Source organism: Citrobacter sp. wls714, from assembly GCF_005281025.1.
GTDB classification, from domain to species: Bacteria; Pseudomonadota; Gammaproteobacteria; order Enterobacterales; family Enterobacteriaceae; genus Citrobacter; species Citrobacter werkmanii.
Genome location: NZ_SZWZ01000089.1, coordinates 32,085 through 46,877 on the forward strand (window position 1 = coordinate 32,085; position 14,793 = coordinate 46,877).

15 protein-coding genes are annotated in these 14,793 nt (G+C 49.7%); 6 read left to right on the top strand and 9 right to left on the bottom strand.

The features are described 5' to 3' along the window. Positions 1–32: 32 nt before the first annotated feature. The 5 genes from pgpB (at position 33) to yciH (ending at position 3,685) form a co-directional block, all read left to right on the top strand. Positions 33–797 (top strand): phosphatidylglycerophosphatase B, encoded by a 765-nt coding sequence (gene pgpB / locus FDX11_RS17715; protein WP_042308084.1) that lies wholly within the window; start codon positions 33–35, stop codon positions 795–797. A gap of 149 nt (positions 798–946) precedes the next feature. Then, positions 947–1,255 carry a LapA family protein gene (locus tag FDX11_RS17720; RefSeq protein WP_006684318.1) on the top strand — a complete coding sequence of 103 codons (309 nt, stop codon included), beginning with the start codon at positions 947–949 and terminating at the stop codon, positions 1,253–1,255. Positions 1,256–1,261: 6 nt separating this feature from the next. Next, the gene (gene lapB / locus FDX11_RS17725) at positions 1,262–2,431 is read left to right on the top strand and encodes a lipopolysaccharide assembly protein LapB (RefSeq protein ID WP_038640951.1); all 1,170 of its coding nucleotides are present in this window, start codon (positions 1,262–1,264) and stop codon (positions 2,429–2,431) included. Between the two features lie 189 nt (positions 2,432–2,620). After that, positions 2,621–3,358 (top strand): orotidine-5'-phosphate decarboxylase, encoded by a 738-nt coding sequence (gene pyrF, locus FDX11_RS17730; protein ID WP_137350304.1) that lies wholly within the window; start codon positions 2,621–2,623, stop codon positions 3,356–3,358. After that, on the top strand, positions 3,359–3,685 hold the full coding sequence (yciH, locus tag FDX11_RS17735) for a stress response translation initiation inhibitor YciH (RefSeq protein ID WP_061381244.1): 327 nt from the start codon (positions 3,359–3,361) through the stop codon (positions 3,683–3,685). It abuts the gene before it with no gap. Positions 3,686–3,773: 88 nt separating this feature from the next. Here yciH and osmB read toward each other — a convergent pair whose 3' ends face one another. From osmB to fabI, 7 genes are all read right to left on the bottom strand, one after another. Continuing rightward, positions 3,774–3,992: an osmotically-inducible lipoprotein OsmB gene (gene osmB, locus FDX11_RS17740; RefSeq protein ID WP_038640946.1), complete on the bottom strand. Its 219-nt coding sequence runs from the start codon at positions 3,990–3,992 to the stop codon at positions 3,774–3,776. Positions 3,993–4,260: 268 nt separating this feature from the next. After that, on the bottom strand, positions 4,261–5,013 hold the full coding sequence (locus FDX11_RS17745) for a DNA-binding transcriptional regulator YciT (RefSeq protein ID WP_042308090.1): 753 nt from the start codon (positions 5,011–5,013) through the stop codon (positions 4,261–4,263). 81 nt (positions 5,014–5,094) lie between these two features. Further along, positions 5,095–5,277, bottom strand: coding sequence for a hypothetical protein (locus FDX11_RS17750; protein WP_061381515.1), 183 nt, complete (start codon positions 5,275–5,277; stop codon positions 5,095–5,097). Between the two features lie 183 nt (positions 5,278–5,460). After that, on the bottom strand, positions 5,461–7,452 hold the full coding sequence (gene pdeR, locus FDX11_RS17760) for a cyclic di-GMP phosphodiesterase (RefSeq protein ID WP_079223970.1): 1,992 nt from the start codon (positions 7,450–7,452) through the stop codon (positions 5,461–5,463). A 264-nt stretch (positions 7,453–7,716) separates the two neighbouring features. Then, positions 7,717–9,651, bottom strand: coding sequence for an exoribonuclease II (locus FDX11_RS17770; RefSeq protein ID WP_137398314.1), 1,935 nt, complete (start codon positions 9,649–9,651; stop codon positions 7,717–7,719). 89 nt (positions 9,652–9,740) lie between these two features. Further along, positions 9,741–10,883: a carboxymuconolactone decarboxylase family protein gene (locus FDX11_RS17775; RefSeq protein WP_137398315.1), complete on the bottom strand. Its 1,143-nt coding sequence runs from the start codon at positions 10,881–10,883 to the stop codon at positions 9,741–9,743. A gap of 212 nt (positions 10,884–11,095) precedes the next feature. Further along, positions 11,096–11,884, bottom strand: coding sequence for an enoyl-ACP reductase FabI (gene fabI / locus FDX11_RS17780; protein ID WP_079223977.1), 789 nt, complete (start codon positions 11,882–11,884; stop codon positions 11,096–11,098). A gap of 443 nt (positions 11,885–12,327) precedes the next feature. Here fabI and FDX11_RS17785 point away from each other — a divergent pair, with 443 nt between their 5' ends. Further along, the gene (locus FDX11_RS17785; RefSeq protein ID WP_137398332.1) at positions 12,328–13,017 is read left to right on the top strand and encodes an EAL domain-containing protein; all 690 of its coding nucleotides are present in this window, start codon (positions 12,328–12,330) and stop codon (positions 13,015–13,017) included. Between the two features lie 90 nt (positions 13,018–13,107). Here the strand turns inward: FDX11_RS17785 and FDX11_RS17790 are convergent, their stop codons facing one another. Both FDX11_RS17790 and FDX11_RS25770 read right to left on the bottom strand, forming a co-directional pair. After that, a complete protein-coding gene (locus FDX11_RS17790; protein WP_371414800.1) occupies positions 13,108–14,457 on the bottom strand; it encodes a hypothetical protein in 1,350 nt (449 codons plus the stop codon). 28 nt (positions 14,458–14,485) lie between these two features. Further along, positions 14,486–14,791: a hypothetical protein gene (locus FDX11_RS25770; protein ID WP_371414801.1), complete on the bottom strand. Its 306-nt coding sequence runs from the start codon at positions 14,789–14,791 to the stop codon at positions 14,486–14,488. Positions 14,792–14,793: the final 2 nt, after the last annotated feature.

The following is a 14,793-nucleotide window of genomic DNA, read 5'->3' on the forward strand; positions in this document are numbered from 1 at the left end:
GATTGTGAGACTTATCGACGAAAGGAGAGGCAATGCTTTCAATTGCAAAGCGCACCGCAGTCGGCGCCGGGCTGCTGCTTATCATGCCGGTTGCTGTATGGGTATCAGGTTGGAGTTGGCAACCAGGGCATAATGTCTGGTGGTTAAAATCCTTGTACTGGGTAACGGAAACGGTGACACAGCCATGGGGAATTATCACTCATGTAGCGCTCTGTGCATGGTTTTTGTGGTGTTTGCGTTTTCGTCTGAAAGCAGCGGTAATGCTGTTTGCGATCCTGGCAGCAGCGATTTTAGTTGGGCAGGGCGTGAAGTCCTGGGTTAAAGACAGGGTGCAGGAACCGCGGCCATTTGTCGTATGGCTGGAAAAAACGCACCATATTCCGGTTGATGAGTTCTACACTTTAAAACGTAAAGATCGTGGGAACTTAGTCAAAGAACAATTAGCCGAACAGCGGGACGTGCCAACGTTTCTACGTAAGCACTGGCAAAAAGAAACAGGGTTTGCTTTTCCATCCGGACATACGATGTTTGCTGCCAGTTGGGCTTTGTTGGCGGTAGGATTGCTGTGGCCACGCAGACGTACGCTGACTATTGCATTCTTGCTCATCTGGGCGACGGGTGTGATGGGGAGCCGTTTGCTGCTCGGAATGCACTGGCCCCGTGATTTGGTGGTCGCAACGCTGATTTCCTGGCTGTTGGTGACCCTGGCAACCTGGCTTGCGCAGCGGATATGCGGGCCTTTAACACCGCCAGTACAGGAGACAAAAGAAATTGCGCAGCGTGAACAAGAAAGTTAGCTATGATTGATTTTTCGAATTTTGCCCTTAAATCAGAAGGCATAAAGCGCTTTTCCATTTCGCACTCGGTGTGAAAATGGTAATTTAAAGGGCTCAACGCGGTAAGTTGGACACGATTTATTCGCTCAAACCACATAACGGGAAGTAATGTGAAATATTTACTCATTTTCTTACTGGTGTTGGCGATTTTTGTTATTTCGGTGACATTAGGTGCGCAAAACGATCAACAGGTTACGTTTAATTACCTGCTGGCTCAGGGTGAGTATCGTATCTCTACGCTGCTTGCTGTATTGTTTGCCGCAGGTTTTGCGATTGGTTGGCTAATTTGCGGCCTTTTCTGGCTGAAGGTTCGAGTGTCTCTTGCGCGCGCCGAACGTAAAATCAAACGACTGGAAAACCAGCTTGCGCCTGCGACCGACGTTGCGGTATCCGCCGATTCGTCGGTTGTAAAGGAATAATTATTTATGTTGGAGTTGTTGTTTCTGCTTTTACCTGTAGCCGCTGCCTATGGGTGGTATATGGGTCGCAGAAGTGCGCAACAAACAAAGCAGGATGAAGCTAACCGACTTTCCCGTGACTATGTCGCCGGGGTTAACTTCCTCCTGAGCAACCAACAAGATAAAGCGGTGGATCTGTTCCTCGATATGCTGAAAGAGGATACGGGCACCGTTGAGGCTCATCTCACCCTCGGAAACCTGTTCCGTTCGCGCGGTGAAGTCGATCGTGCAATCCGCATCCACCAAACCCTTATGGAAAGCGCCTCGCTGACCTACGAACAGCGTTTGCTGGCAGTGCAACAACTGGGCCGCGATTACATGGCCGCCGGCCTGTATGACCGTGCGGAAGATATGTTCAATCAGCTGACCGATGAAACCGATTTTCGCGTTGGCGCATTACAGCAGTTGCTGCAAATTTATCAGGCAACCAGCGAATGGCAAAAAGCCATTGACGTTGCAGAGCGTCTGGTAAAGCTTGGCAAAGACAAACAACGCATTGAGATAGCGCATTTTTACTGCGAACTGGCGTTACAGCAAATGGGCAACGACGATATGGATCGTGCCATGACGCTGTTGAAAAAAGGGGCGGCAGCAGACAAAAACAGCGCCCGCGTTTCCATCATGATGGGGCGCGTATATATGCTGAACGGCGATTACTCCAGGGCGGTTGAAAGTCTGCAACGGGTGATTTCTCAGGATAAAGAGCTGGTCAGTGAAACGCTGGAAATGCTGCAAAGCTGCTACCAGCATTTGGGCAAAAACGATGAGTGGGCAGAGTTTTTACGCCGTGCGGTTGAGGAAAACACAGGTGCCGCCGCTGAACTGATGCTTGCAGATATCCTTGAGGCGCGTGAGGGGACTGATACCGCTCAGGTTTATATCACTCGTCAGCTGCAACGCCATCCTACGATGCGTGTATTCCACAAGCTGATGGATTATCATCTTAACGAAGCAGAAGAAGGGCGCGCTAAAGAGAGCCTGATGGTGCTGCGCGATATGGTCGGGGAGCAGGTACGTAGTAAGCCGCGCTATCGCTGTCAGAAATGTGGGTTCACGGCTTATACGCTGTACTGGCATTGTCCATCCTGTCGTTCATGGTCAACCATTAAACCTATCCGCGGGCTTGATGGACTGTAATTTTTAAAAAAACTTCAATTTAGTTACAACATCCTCATGATGTATAACCATCCCATCATCAACCTCCGCTGCCAATTCGCTGGGCAGAAATGTAATCGTGCCTGTTAATTTTCTATTGCCGCAGGTAGAATGCTCGCCGTTTACCCATTTTGCGCCGCCGGTGGCGCCCATCCTCAGGAAGGTCTGGTCATGACGTTTACTGCTTCATCTTCTTCTCGTGCTGTTACTGATTCTCCTGTCGTTGTCGCTCTTGATTACGCAAATCGTGATAAAGCATTAGCTTTTGTCGACAGAATTGATCCTCGTGATTGCCGTTTGAAAGTGGGCAAAGAGATGTTCACGCTTTTTGGGCCTCAGTTGGTTCGTGAACTACAACAACGTGGTTTTGATGTCTTTCTGGATTTGAAATTTCATGATATTCCCAATACAACTGCACATGCCGTAGCTGCAGCTGCCGACCTCGGCGTGTGGATGGTTAACGTACACGCCTCTGGCGGGGCGCGCATGATGACGGCTGCCCGTGAGGCCCTGGTGCCTTTTGGTAAGGATGCGCCATTGCTAATTGCTGTGACGGTTCTGACCAGCATGGAAGCCAGCGATCTCGCCGATCTCGGTGTGACGTTGTCACCTGCGGAGCATGCTGAAAGACTGGCGCGTTTAACCCAACATTGCGGGCTGGACGGAGTCGTATGCTCTGCCCAGGAAGCGGTACGTTTCAAACAGGCGTTTGGACAGGCATTTAAGTTAGTGACCCCGGGTATTCGTCCTGAAGGCAGTGAGGCGGGCGATCAGCGTCGTATTATGACGCCAGAGCAGGCGCAGTTAGCCGGTGTGGATTACATGGTGATTGGTCGTCCGGTCACGCAGTCTGCTGACCCGGCGCAGACGCTGAAGATGATCAATGCCTCTCTGAAACGAGGTGTGTAAATGAGCGATTCAAACTCTCGCCTGGTCTATTCAACCGACTCCGGGCGCATTGAAGAACCGAAGGCCGCCCCTGAGCGTCCAAAGGGTGATGGTATTGTCCGCATTCAACGCCAGACCAGTGGCCGCAAAGGCAAGGGCGTGTGCCTTATTACCGGTATTGATCAGGATGATGCTGAACTGGCTAAATTAGCCGCGGAACTGAAGAAAAAATGTGGTTGCGGTGGGGCGGTAAAAGATGGTGTGATTGAAATTCAGGGCGATAAACGTGACCTGATAAAATCATTGCTGGAAGCCAAAGGCATGAAAGTTAAACTGGCTGGCGGTTAATAAAAAGCCACGGAGATAATCCGTGGCTTTTTAAAATACAGAGCTGAAAAAGTAAACGTTTAATTATATCGAGCGGGTCAACCGTAAATTATTTACCTACCTGATGGCCAATAATACCACCGACAGCAGCACCACCCAGCGTACCCAGCGCGCTGCCATCCGTCAGGACTGCACCACCTACTGCACCCGCACCAGCCCCTATAGCGGTGTTACGGTCGCGTTTGGACCAGTTAGAGCAGGCGCTCAGAGACATTGCCAGAGTAAGCGCCAGAATGGCTGCGGTCATTTTTTTGCTCGTTACTAACATAATACTTTCTCCTGAATTATTGATTCACGGAATCCAGTGTTCTTTAAGGATAGCGCTAAATCGTGACTATCAAAGATATTTCCGTGTAACCGTTTAGCGAAAGCATGACAACCAATATCCTGCAGTTGGATGTTCGCTCCTGTTATATCGCTAACATTAATTTTACGAGTTTATCCTGTTAACAACAGGTAAAAAGTCTTAATTGGGTTGTCAGATAACTCTCAGAGAAGAGATGATTTGCCTGCCGACAAATCATCTTGCGCAGGTATTATGCGTTGGTATCAATGATATTGACGGTTAATCCTGAATGCTCAAGCTGCATTTGTACGCTGGCGCTGAGCTTAGAGTCCGTCACGACGCGGCTGAACCGCTCTAAAGGCCCCAGGGTGTAAGGGTGAATAGCGTCGAATTTTGAGCTGTCGGTAAGCACAATAACCTCTGCGCCTTTTTCCAGTACCGCATTAACCACATCAGAACGCATCATATCGCGTCCGGTGAAGCCGGTATCTGCCTGCCAGCCATCAATGCCGATAAAGGCCTTACTGAAGTGTACCTGCTGGATAAACTGGCGAGTTAAGGGGCCGACCATGCTCTCACTTTTTTTCTGATAAATCCCACCAAGGAGAATCACTTCACAGGGCGTTTCTTTGAGCAGGTGAGCGATGTAGCTGCTCACCGTAATGATAGTGACATCTTTTTGCTCCGCCAGCGTTCTGGCCAGGAGCGCGTTGCTGCTGCCGTTCTCAATGAATACAGACTCGCCGGGGCTGACCAGAGATGCAGCGAATTCAGCCAGCTCACGTTTTAGCGTGAAATTGGTCATCATACGCGTTTCCACATCATCGCTGTTTAACGAAACAGCAAATCCGTGCGCACGGCGTAAATAACTCTGTTTTTCCAGCGTATTCAGATCCTGTCGAATCGTCACTTCTGAAACGCCGGTGATCTTTGCCAGATCGGCGACGCTCATCTGACCTTTATCGGTCACCATCTGCAAAATAGATTGTTGTCGGGAATTCATAGTATTAATTTTTATAGCAATGTCGTATCGGAAAATAAACGGAAGTCTGCTGATAGCAGTAACATCAAGAGAGCGATGTCATCAGATCTCCCACGGAGCTTTGTGTTTTGTTGACAAAGATTGAGTATCTTCTTTGACCGTGTTTAACAGTTCAGCCTTCAGAATTTCGAGATTGTGGATGGCTGAGTGGTAATCACCTGCAACGAGGATATCCAGCACGGTATCAATGCGTTCGGCCAGACGCTGAGCGTCGATATCAGACATGATCATCATCCAAAGGGCAAATAGAGTTTGAATTTCATGATGCAGAATTTCATGGCAAAAGAGAAGGGAAAAATAGTATTAACCTGAATGATTGAAGAATATTATATATTCTGTGATTACATACAGATAGGAACATCACGAATTGTCCATTTATGGCTATTTTCCTCGATCAATCTTTCTGCATTATCGCGTATTTTTGTTCAGGTGTCGTCGATACCATCGTTCAAACGCCGCTGCAGGCATTGGCTTGGCGAATAAAAATCCCTGACGCTCATTGACGCCATTCTTGGTCAGAAACGCATCCTCTTTTGCACTTTCAACGCCTTCGGCGATGACCTGTAGGTTGAGCGCCTGCGCAACCGCGACAATGGCCCGCACCAGCGACTGCGAAATAGGTTGCTTGTGCACATCTCTGACAAAGGTTTGATCCAGTTTTATGGCATCAAGCGGGAAGCGGGCCAGTTGAGACAGCGACGAATAGCCGGTGCCAAAATCATCCAAATGGATTTGTGCCCCCAACTGGCTAAATTGCTGAATGACGGATAGCGCCAACTGCTCATTTTCAATCAAACTGCTTTCCGTTAATTCAACATCGATGGGGCAGTATTCAAAGTTGAGATCGTGAAGCACCTGCTTGAGAGCGGTAAAAAGCGTCTGGTCGGCGAGCTGGCGCGCAGACACGTTTACCGCCACGCGTAGATTTATTCCCTTGGCACGCCATTTTGCCACCTGGCGCACAACGTCCAGAATAACCCATCGGCCGAGTGGAACAATGAGCCCTGATTCTTCGGCGTAAGAGATAAACTCTAACGGCGGTATGAGGCCACGTTCCGGGGACTGCCAACGAACCAAAGCCTCAAGACTCCGTACTTCACCGCGCCAGGTTATCTTGGGCTGATAGTGGATAACCAGTTGATCGTTTTCCAGCGCCTTACGCAGATTGGTATCCAGCCACAGATATTCAAAAACCCGCTGATTCATTTCCGGAGAGAAGACGCAAAACTGACCACGACCGCCTTCTTTTGCCGTATACATGGCCGTATCCGCGTTACGGATGACGCTCTCGCCATCCTGTCCATGCTGTGGTGCGAGAGAAATACCGATTGAACATCCGGTATAGACCTCTATTAGTCCAATGCGAAAAGGTTGACGCAGGCGCGTCAGAATACGCGATGCCGTAGCTTCCAGCGCGCCCTGAGACGTTTCGGTGGCAAGGACAATAAATTCATCACCGCCAAACCTTGCCAGTAGTTGGTTGTCGTCGAGGCAACTGAGGATTGCCAGCGATACACTCTGTAACAGCTGATCGCCAAACATATGTCCGTAGGCATCATTAACTTTTTTAAAGTTATCTAAATCGAGATATACAATCCCGACCTGGGTATCACCCGCGTTTTCGATGGCGTTGCTGATCAGCTCGTGAATTGCGTTGCGATTCGGTAAACCGGTGATGGAGTCGGTATTTGCCAACACCCGTAGACGTTCCTGCGCGCGGCGCTCTTCAGTGATATCGGTACCGGAACAGATCAGAAATATTTCGTTCTTACCGCTACCGTTATGCACAAACTTATTGCGGAACAGAAACAGACGCTGGCCTTTGCAGGTTTTAACCCAGCGTTCGACCTCATAAGAATTACCATCGCGAAAAAACACCTCAATGTTGCGTCTTGAGGCTGCGGCTTCGCGCCGGCTCATAAATAGCGTGAAAACGCTTTGGCCAATCACTTCACGCTCTTTGAGACCGGTGTACTCTTCGCACAGGCGATTAAAGCGCTGGATGTTGCCCATACGGTCAAGAATGACAATGACGGCGTTAGCTTCAGAAACAACCTGCTCAGCGAAGGAGAGGCCGTGAGCCAGGTCGCGCGCGACGGAAGGGGTGTCATCCCAGGCGGATGCGCTACCGGCCCATTCGCGCTTATTGATTTTCCTGCCGACCAGATGGACGGGAATGTCGTCATCTTCAATTGGGAGTGTCATCAACAGGCTCGACGTAATCACCGTCATTTCACGAATGCGGTCGGCTTGCTCAACTGACAATTCGACGGTCTGATCGGCTGCTGACGCTTCGTCGATAGAGAAATGCAGGATGTTGCAATCCTCTGACAGGCGCCAGTAGGGGTTATGAGTGCCCACATAGCTATACAACGTAACCCGCTCCCGGACGTCTTTCATGATGTGTACTATCCCGCTTAAAGCGCATAGAGCCTCAAAAGTATAGGTAGCCATGATTCATACAGGGTGATTATGGCTGAACGTATTGTTTTATTTATATATTGATATGTAATCCAGAATCTAAAAAAAGCAAAGCTAGCGGAACTGAAAATAGTAAAAAAATAAATTAGACCGGATGAAAGAAGTGTAGTGCGTGGTGGAGATTTGGGAGAGAAAAGAAAACGACCTTTCACAAGAAGAGAAAGGCCGTTAGCTTCATCGATGTTACGCGGCTGGACGAGCGATAACGCTGCGGGTTTCCATCCGCACTTCAGCAATGGTGACATCAATCACATCTGTGACTTTGTAAACCACTTCACCTTTGATTTGTACGGTACCGCTTTCCTGGCTGCATACCAGTTCGTCACGAACAGCATGCAGGAACGGGGCTGGAATAAATGCGACTGCACCATTATCCACTAAACGCACTCGCATACCGCCGCGGCTGACGTCAATGATCTCGGCAGCGAAGCGGGCATCGGTGCCTGCTTTGTCGCTCAGGAAGCGGGCGTATAACCAGTCACCCACATCGCGTTCGGCCATGCGGTTCAGGCGACGACGTTCGGCCATTTGCAGGGTCGTATCATCCTGCGGACGGGCAATTGTTTCGCCTTTGATGACCGCCTTAAGCAGACGGTGGTTGATCATGTCGCCATACTTACGAATAGGAGAGGTCCAGGTGGCATATGCTTCCAGACCCAGCCCAAAGTGCGGACCTGGCTCGGTACTGATTTCAGCATACGACTGGAACCGGCGAATACGGCTATCGAGGAAACCGGAAGGCTGCGCATCCAGTTCTCGGCGCAGTTTGCAGAAGCCTTCCAGCGTCAGAACCTCTTCGGCATCTACGTGCATACCATGGGTTTTCAGCAGTGCAGCCAGTGCGTCGGCGTTTGCCGGATCAAATCCCATATGGACGTTATAAATGCCGAAGCCCAGCGTGTCGCGAAGTACGCGTGCAGCACAAATATTTGCCGCAATCATTGACTCTTCCACGATACGGTTAGCTATGCGACGCGGTTCCGCCACAATATCCAGCACTTCGCCTTTTTCACCGAGGACAAAACGGTAATCCGGACGATCTTTAAATACCAACGCGTGGTTGTGACGCCATTCACCACGGCTCAGACAAATACGATGCAGTAGACGGATTTGTTCAGCAATTGCGTCATTTTCAGGCTGCCAGTCGCCGGTGCCTTCCAGCCAGTCTGAGACGTTATCATAGGCCAGCTTCGCTTTAGACTCGATAGTCGCTGCAAAGAAGGTGATGTTATCCTCAATCGTACCGTCGGCGGTAATGTTCATACGGCAAGCCAGAACCGGACGCACTTCGTTCGCGCGCAGAGAGCACAGATCGTCAGACAGCTCACGTGGCAGCATCGGGATATTGAACCCCGGAAGATAGTTGGTAAACGCACGAATTCTCGCCGTTTTATCCAGTTTGCTGCCTTCTGCAATCCAGGCGGTAGGATCGGCAATAGCGACGGTTAACTGTAGCTTGCCATCGGCCAGTTCTTCGGCATACAGCGCATCGTCCATATCTTCGGTGCTGGCGCTGTCGATGGTGACGAAATTAAGGGCAGTTAAGTCCTGACGCACCAGACCTTCGTCCAGCATTTCAGTTGCTACGCCGTCCGGTGCTTCTTTTTCGAGATTATGGCGCGCCAGCGTGACCCACCACGGGACAAAGTGATCGTCCGCAAAGGTGATAAATTGGGTTAATTCAGCGTAGAAGGTGCGATCGCCTTTTAGCGGATGGCGGCGCATTTCTGCCACGGCCCAGTCACCTTCTTTAAATTCATGCTCAACACCACGGGCGGCGCGACAAGGGATCGCATCTTTCAGTAACGGATGATCCGGCACAATGGACAGACGGTCATTTTTGCCCTGAATTTTACCCACGAAGCGCGTCAGGAAGGGTTCGATAAGTTCTTCCGGCTCCGCAGACTCACGATCTTTTTCCGTATGGATCACCGCAACAATACGGTCCCCATGCATGACTTTTTTCATCTGCGGCGGTGGAATAAAATAGCTTTTTTGTGCATCGACTTCCAGGAAGCCAAAGCCTTTTTCCGTGGCTTTTACCACCCCTTCAGCACGCGGCGTCTGGGAATGTAGTTGCTGTTTAAGCTGCGCTAGCAGCGGGTTGTCCTGAAGCATAATTGTCTATTTTCGTGGCTAAAAGAGCGGCTGACAGTTTTACGCGATTCTGCCAGTTGCAGCAAGCGCTCTTTAAGTAAGTGGATCGGTTAATACGTCTCGCCCAGCGCGATTTTCAAGCGATTTAACCATCCGCATAATCCACTCCAGGCCAGCAGGTTAATCGCCTGTTCTGAAGAGATACCCTGATCGAACAACGGTGTTAACAGTGCGGCGCTAAAGCGGTCGGGCGCTCGGGTAAGCCATTGTACCGCCTGCAGGGTGACGCGCTCAACCGGATGTCGTTGTTCCCAGCGCTGCAATTCACGTTCATCCTGACGAAGGACAGTGATGATGTCAGTTAATTCATGTGCGGTATGCGCGTGTTCATTAAAGCAGGCCACGCTGCCGTTAATGCGTGATGTCATCAGGGTCGTCAGAGAAAATGCCCGCGCCGGCTTATCGCTGCGTTGTATGCTGGAAATCAGTGAACTGAGTACATCTAATGCGTCAGGTGAATGTGTTAGCAAGGGGAGCAGCGCGTGCAGTTCGTTGGGGTAACCCGCTATTGGTTCAACGTAGGCATGCTGTTTTTCGAGCGATAATGGCGCAGGGTGCCAGATTGAGTTTGCGGCGCTAAATGGCGAAGCGTACGCGAATTGCTGTATATCCAGGCCCGGTATTCGACGTACCGGGTGGGCGCACCAGGCCTGAAGTAATGCGACTACCCGCGCCTGAAAACCAACAAAGCCGATGATTTGATTCATCAGAATGTTATCGCAGGTGGTCAGCCCGACCGCATCAAGGTGCTGACGATCGCGCTCGCCAATCACAGCAGGTGAGCTGGCGAGCTGGCGCGCATATTGGGTAATTTGCGCCAGTCGGTGATTACTTTCACGAGACGAATCAGGGCCCGGCAGCGGCGTTAAACGTGCGGCATAGTGATTACACAGTCGCTGCACGCCATATACCTGAGCGACGGTCAGGGCGGTACTCATCCGTTCATAGGCGTTGAATGTATGCATCTGATCCCTGTCTACGTGAGCAGGGAAAAGAAGTTGGGCAAGTTTACGGGCAGGGGGTAACCAGGATTGAAAGGGCAAAAGTACGTCATCAGATATCGCCAGGTCCAGTAAAAAGCTGTCGTCAACATGAGCGGCCTCCGGCACCAGCGGCAGAACATCTTGCGGATACGTGCTGGATTGCGTCTCATGATACCAGTGGCTTTTGCCTACAATTCGGCGTTGTTCCATGGGCGTTCCTTGGTCTAAAAAGTGGCGACCCGGACACGTCGTCATACACCTACGCCGGATCGTTTGCGCTGCAATATCCTGACGTAAGCCGATGGGGGGATGAAAGATTGTTACGTGATAATAAATATCGGAAAAGTATATATGGCGCAGGGCAGTAGCGGAGGCGGTGAAAATCATGGGCGACGGTAGGCCGCCCATAGAGGACTAAACGATTATTTCAGATCCAGCTCGTTCATCGCTGCAATGCTGAAGCCACCATCAACGTGAACGACTTCACCAGAGATGCCGGCAGACAGATCGGAGCACAGGAATGCTGCGGAATTGCCCACATCTTCAATCGTCACGGTGCGGCGAATCGGCGTCACCGCTTCACAATGCGCCAGCATTTTACGGAAATCTTTGATGCCGGAAGCGGCAAGAGTGCGGATTGGACCTGCGGAGATGGCGTTCACTCGTACACCTTCAGGACCCATTGCGTTAGCCATGTATCGGACGTTTGCCTCCAGAGAGGCTTTCGCCAGACCCATCACGTTGTAGTTAGGGATCGCGCGTTCTGCGCCCAGGTAGGATAGCGTCAGTAGCGCAGAGCCTGGGTTCAGCATAGAGCGGCAAGCTTTTGCCATCGCAACAAAGCTGTAAGCGCTGATGTCATGAGCAATTTTAAAACCTTCGCGGGTGACCGCATTCACATAGTCGCCATCCAACTGGTCAGCAGGCGCGAAACCGATGGAATGCACGAATCCGTCGAATTTCGGCCAGGACTGGCTCAGTTCAGCGAACATCGCATCGATGCTGGCGTCTTCGGCAACATCACATTGTAGTACGATGCTGGACTCCAGTTGAGCGGCAAATTCTTCCACACGGCCTTTTAGTTTGTCGTTCTGGTAGGTGAACGCCAGCTCAGCGCCTTCGCGATGCATGGCCTGAGCGATTCCCCAGGCAATGGACAATTTACTGGCAAGACCTGTCACCAGAATACGCTTACCGGAAAGAAAACCCATAGCTTTAATCCTTATGATCAGTGCTTCTTCGTAGCAATCAATGCGTGATGATTGCCATCTCAAAAACACGCGAAATTGGTCTGAAATTATATCCTACTCATTGTTCCTTTTTGAATGGTTATCAACCCTAAATGACTCTTGCCATTCATTGCAAATGGCGAGGATATTACTTCCTCTGGTTGTGCCTTGCCCGACCCGTATTCCATTGAAGACAATGAGAAAATACAAGGCTTTAAAGGCATTAAAATGGTATTATTAAGGCGCTAGCTGATGTTAATAAACATAGCAAGGTAAGAACTTTCTTAAAACAAAAAACATGCATATATTCAGTTTGTTATGATATATTGTTTTTATCGATCAATATCGATACATTGATCGATATTATTGATTGATTGTGATTAAAAGTGCATTATCAGGAAGTTATGATCAATTGGAGTGGTCTTATGCACTATCATTTCATCGCGGAACCGATGAGAGACACAACAAATAAGTTGCTGGGTGTGGAGATGATCGCCCGGTTTGCTGCAGATACGGTTCGCCCATTGCATGCAGATATCATCGTTTCAGCGTGGGATAGCGAACAAAAGCGTAATTTCATGCTCAAGCAAATTCAATTAATTGCCGAAAAGCGTGATTGGTTTGAGAGCAACAATCTGCTCTGCACCCTTCATCTTATTGATGAAATGGCGCTTCTGGCGATAGGTGATCCGGTCATCAAGTCGGCCCTACACGCAATGCCCTTTATTGCACTGGAGCTGTCAGAGCGTTTTCTGTCGAGTACGATTTGCCTGAATAATCTGCTGATTAATTCACTCTGTGATGGCCCAAACGCGCTATGGCTGGGCGATCTCGGCTCCGGTAACGTCGGGGCAAGTCCGCTGGTTTGCGGTCATTTTGACGTGGTTAAATTGGATCGCGGTTTTTTCCTTGAGCAGGTAGAAAAGCCGATGTTTCCGGTGCTTATCAAAAATATCCGGGAATATTGCGATCGCGTCGCGATGGAGGGGATTGACGACGCCTGGTTAAGCGATGTGCTGATCAATGCGGGCATTTGGGCCGTGCAGGGCGGTATTTTCCCGTCCGTTGCGTTTAACGATATAGAAGCATTGCTACCAGCAGATATTTTCCACTGACGTTATCAGAAGTCCTCCATTAGAGGAGGACTTCTGCCACGCTTGCGATCTTGTCGCCGGGCATCCACCCAAGAGAAATGGAACGTCTGGTTAGCGCCTATCCTGTTTTATATGGTTAGCTTCAAATATTGAAATCCCTTTCTGACGAATAGAATCAATCCACAAATCTGCCATCCATGCGCCAATAGCAAAATGCTGAATGGTACATTCACGCATAAGACGGTGCTCGTTCGCTATTGTTGTTGGCATCAACGCACTGTCATCCGTGTTCAGACATACCGATAGCGGGCCGGAGCGCAAGCCATATTTGTTGAATTTATCACCAGGTTTTAACCATTCTGGATTAGGCGGGTTCCAACGAAACAGGGGATGCTCATGGTATTTTTCAAACCGCCCGATGTAAATATTTGAGGTGGGGCAGGCTTCAATGACCAGCCCGATTCGACTGTATTTCTCAATGAGATAGTCCTGGATGGCTTCGTATAATCGGAGTTCGCCTGGCGAAATAATGTCCTCATCGTCGCAGGTATGTGCCACAAAACTTTCAGTGTCGCCCGGTAGACAGTTGACGGAAATTATACGATTAACGGACGGATTTTTATCGCTATCTAAATAACGTTCCCATAGCTTCTTTGCTGTCACTTTAGTTAGTGGATTTTGACCTTCACAAGCAAACATATTCCAGTCCGGAACCCATTCCTGTTGGGTGGCTATTTCAGTTTCCAGGAAAGAATAGTCGGGCCAGTTTCGGCGGAGTAACCATGCCCGGTACAAAAGGTCGGGAGTATAAATATCTTCATGCAACAATTGAGACCAATAGTGGATCTTATCCCTTAATTCATGCATCACAGGGATATGTTCAACGGTATGCTGTGAAAGTAAAACAGCCTGGTGATATGCCCAGACAAGATTATCAAGATGTTGTCCTGCGGTAATGTAGGCACGACGTTGCCGTTTTGCCCAATCGTAAACATCTACCCCTAGTGCTAATCCATGTCCTATTCGATCCCCTTCACTGAGCTGACAAAATTCGACTGCTTCATCCATTGAACGCAGCCCACATAACAGGTGGCTGTAATCTTCTCCGGCATGAACGGTGATAAATGGTCTTGGTAATCTTACCGACCAGTGTTCTCCGGCACGATACTTGGCGGCACGTAATACGCGTAACGCTGGAGCAAACACCTCAACAGGTACGTCGTTTTCATTACCCGCAACATCATAACCACGAATCAATTTACGCACATCAATCTTTTGTTCGGGACTACCGAGATTGGTCTGGTAATCCGTTTCCTGAATGGTGACCGATGCGGAAAAACTCTCTAGCGCGCGTACCTGCGCCAGTAACTCATTACGCAGTGTTTCCAATCGACGATCGTTACGCGGGTGCTTACCGTATCCCCGACGAAAGTGCACAACGATATGCGCTTGCTCAGACATTGCCCGCTGATCGTGGCGCATAAAGAAGTCAGTGAGTATTGCCGCGCCAGACTAAGAAATCATCCGCTAACTTGGCAATGAGTTTTAGATAGTCGCCATCTGCACAGGGGATCTGCCAGAAGCGCATATTGTTCTGAATATCTTCTTTACGAAGATGTCCGCCGAAGTAGAACTGGTAGTCCAGCGCAGCTTGAGAAACAATTTTTTCCTCTGTATCTGTAGGACTTCTTGTGACTTCCTCTTCGCCGTGGTGGCGCATGAGCTGGTGATAGAACACCCGGTCAGATGCGAGCAATACGGAAGGTATCAGCCAGTGAGGATCTTGGTTATACATGA

Bases quoted from the DNA above. Each gene is read 5' to 3' on its own strand.
- pgpB (WP_042308084.1), top strand. From the start codon at position 33: ATGCTTTCAATTGCAAAGCGCACCGCAGTCGGCGCCGGGCTGCTGCTT.
- lapB (WP_038640951.1), top strand. From the start codon at position 1,262: ATGTTGGAGTTGTTGTTTCTGCTTTTACCTGTAGCCGCTGCCTATGGG.
- pyrF (WP_137350304.1), top strand. From the start codon at position 2,621: ATGACGTTTACTGCTTCATCTTCTTCTCGTGCTGTTACTGATTCTCCT.
- yciH (WP_061381244.1), top strand. From the start codon at position 3,359: ATGAGCGATTCAAACTCTCGCCTGGTCTATTCAACCGACTCCGGGCGC.
- osmB (WP_038640946.1), bottom strand. From the start codon at position 3,992: ATGTTAGTAACGAGCAAAAAAATGACCGCAGCCATTCTGGCGCTTACT.
- FDX11_RS17745 (WP_042308090.1), bottom strand. From the start codon at position 5,013: ATGAATTCCCGACAACAATCTATTTTGCAGATGGTGACCGATAAAGGT.
- FDX11_RS17750 (WP_061381515.1), bottom strand. From the start codon at position 5,277: ATGTCTGATATCGACGCTCAGCGTCTGGCCGAACGCATTGATACCGTG.
- pdeR (WP_079223970.1), bottom strand. From the start codon at position 7,452: ATGAAAGACGTCCGGGAGCGGGTTACGTTGTATAGCTATGTGGGCACT.
- FDX11_RS17770 (WP_137398314.1), bottom strand. From the start codon at position 9,651: ATGCTTCAGGACAACCCGCTGCTAGCGCAGCTTAAACAGCAACTACAT.
- FDX11_RS17775 (WP_137398315.1), bottom strand. From the start codon at position 10,883: ATGGAACAACGCCGAATTGTAGGCAAAAGCCACTGGTATCATGAGACG.
- fabI (WP_079223977.1), bottom strand. From the start codon at position 11,884: ATGGGTTTTCTTTCCGGTAAGCGTATTCTGGTGACAGGTCTTGCCAGT.
- FDX11_RS17785 (WP_137398332.1), top strand. From the start codon at position 12,328: ATGCACTATCATTTCATCGCGGAACCGATGAGAGACACAACAAATAAG.
- FDX11_RS17790 (WP_371414800.1), bottom strand. From the start codon at position 14,457: ATGTCTGAGCAAGCGCATATCGTTGTGCACTTTCGTCGGGGATACGGT.
- FDX11_RS25770 (WP_371414801.1), bottom strand. From the start codon at position 14,791: ATGTATAACCAAGATCCTCACTGGCTGATACCTTCCGTATTGCTCGCA.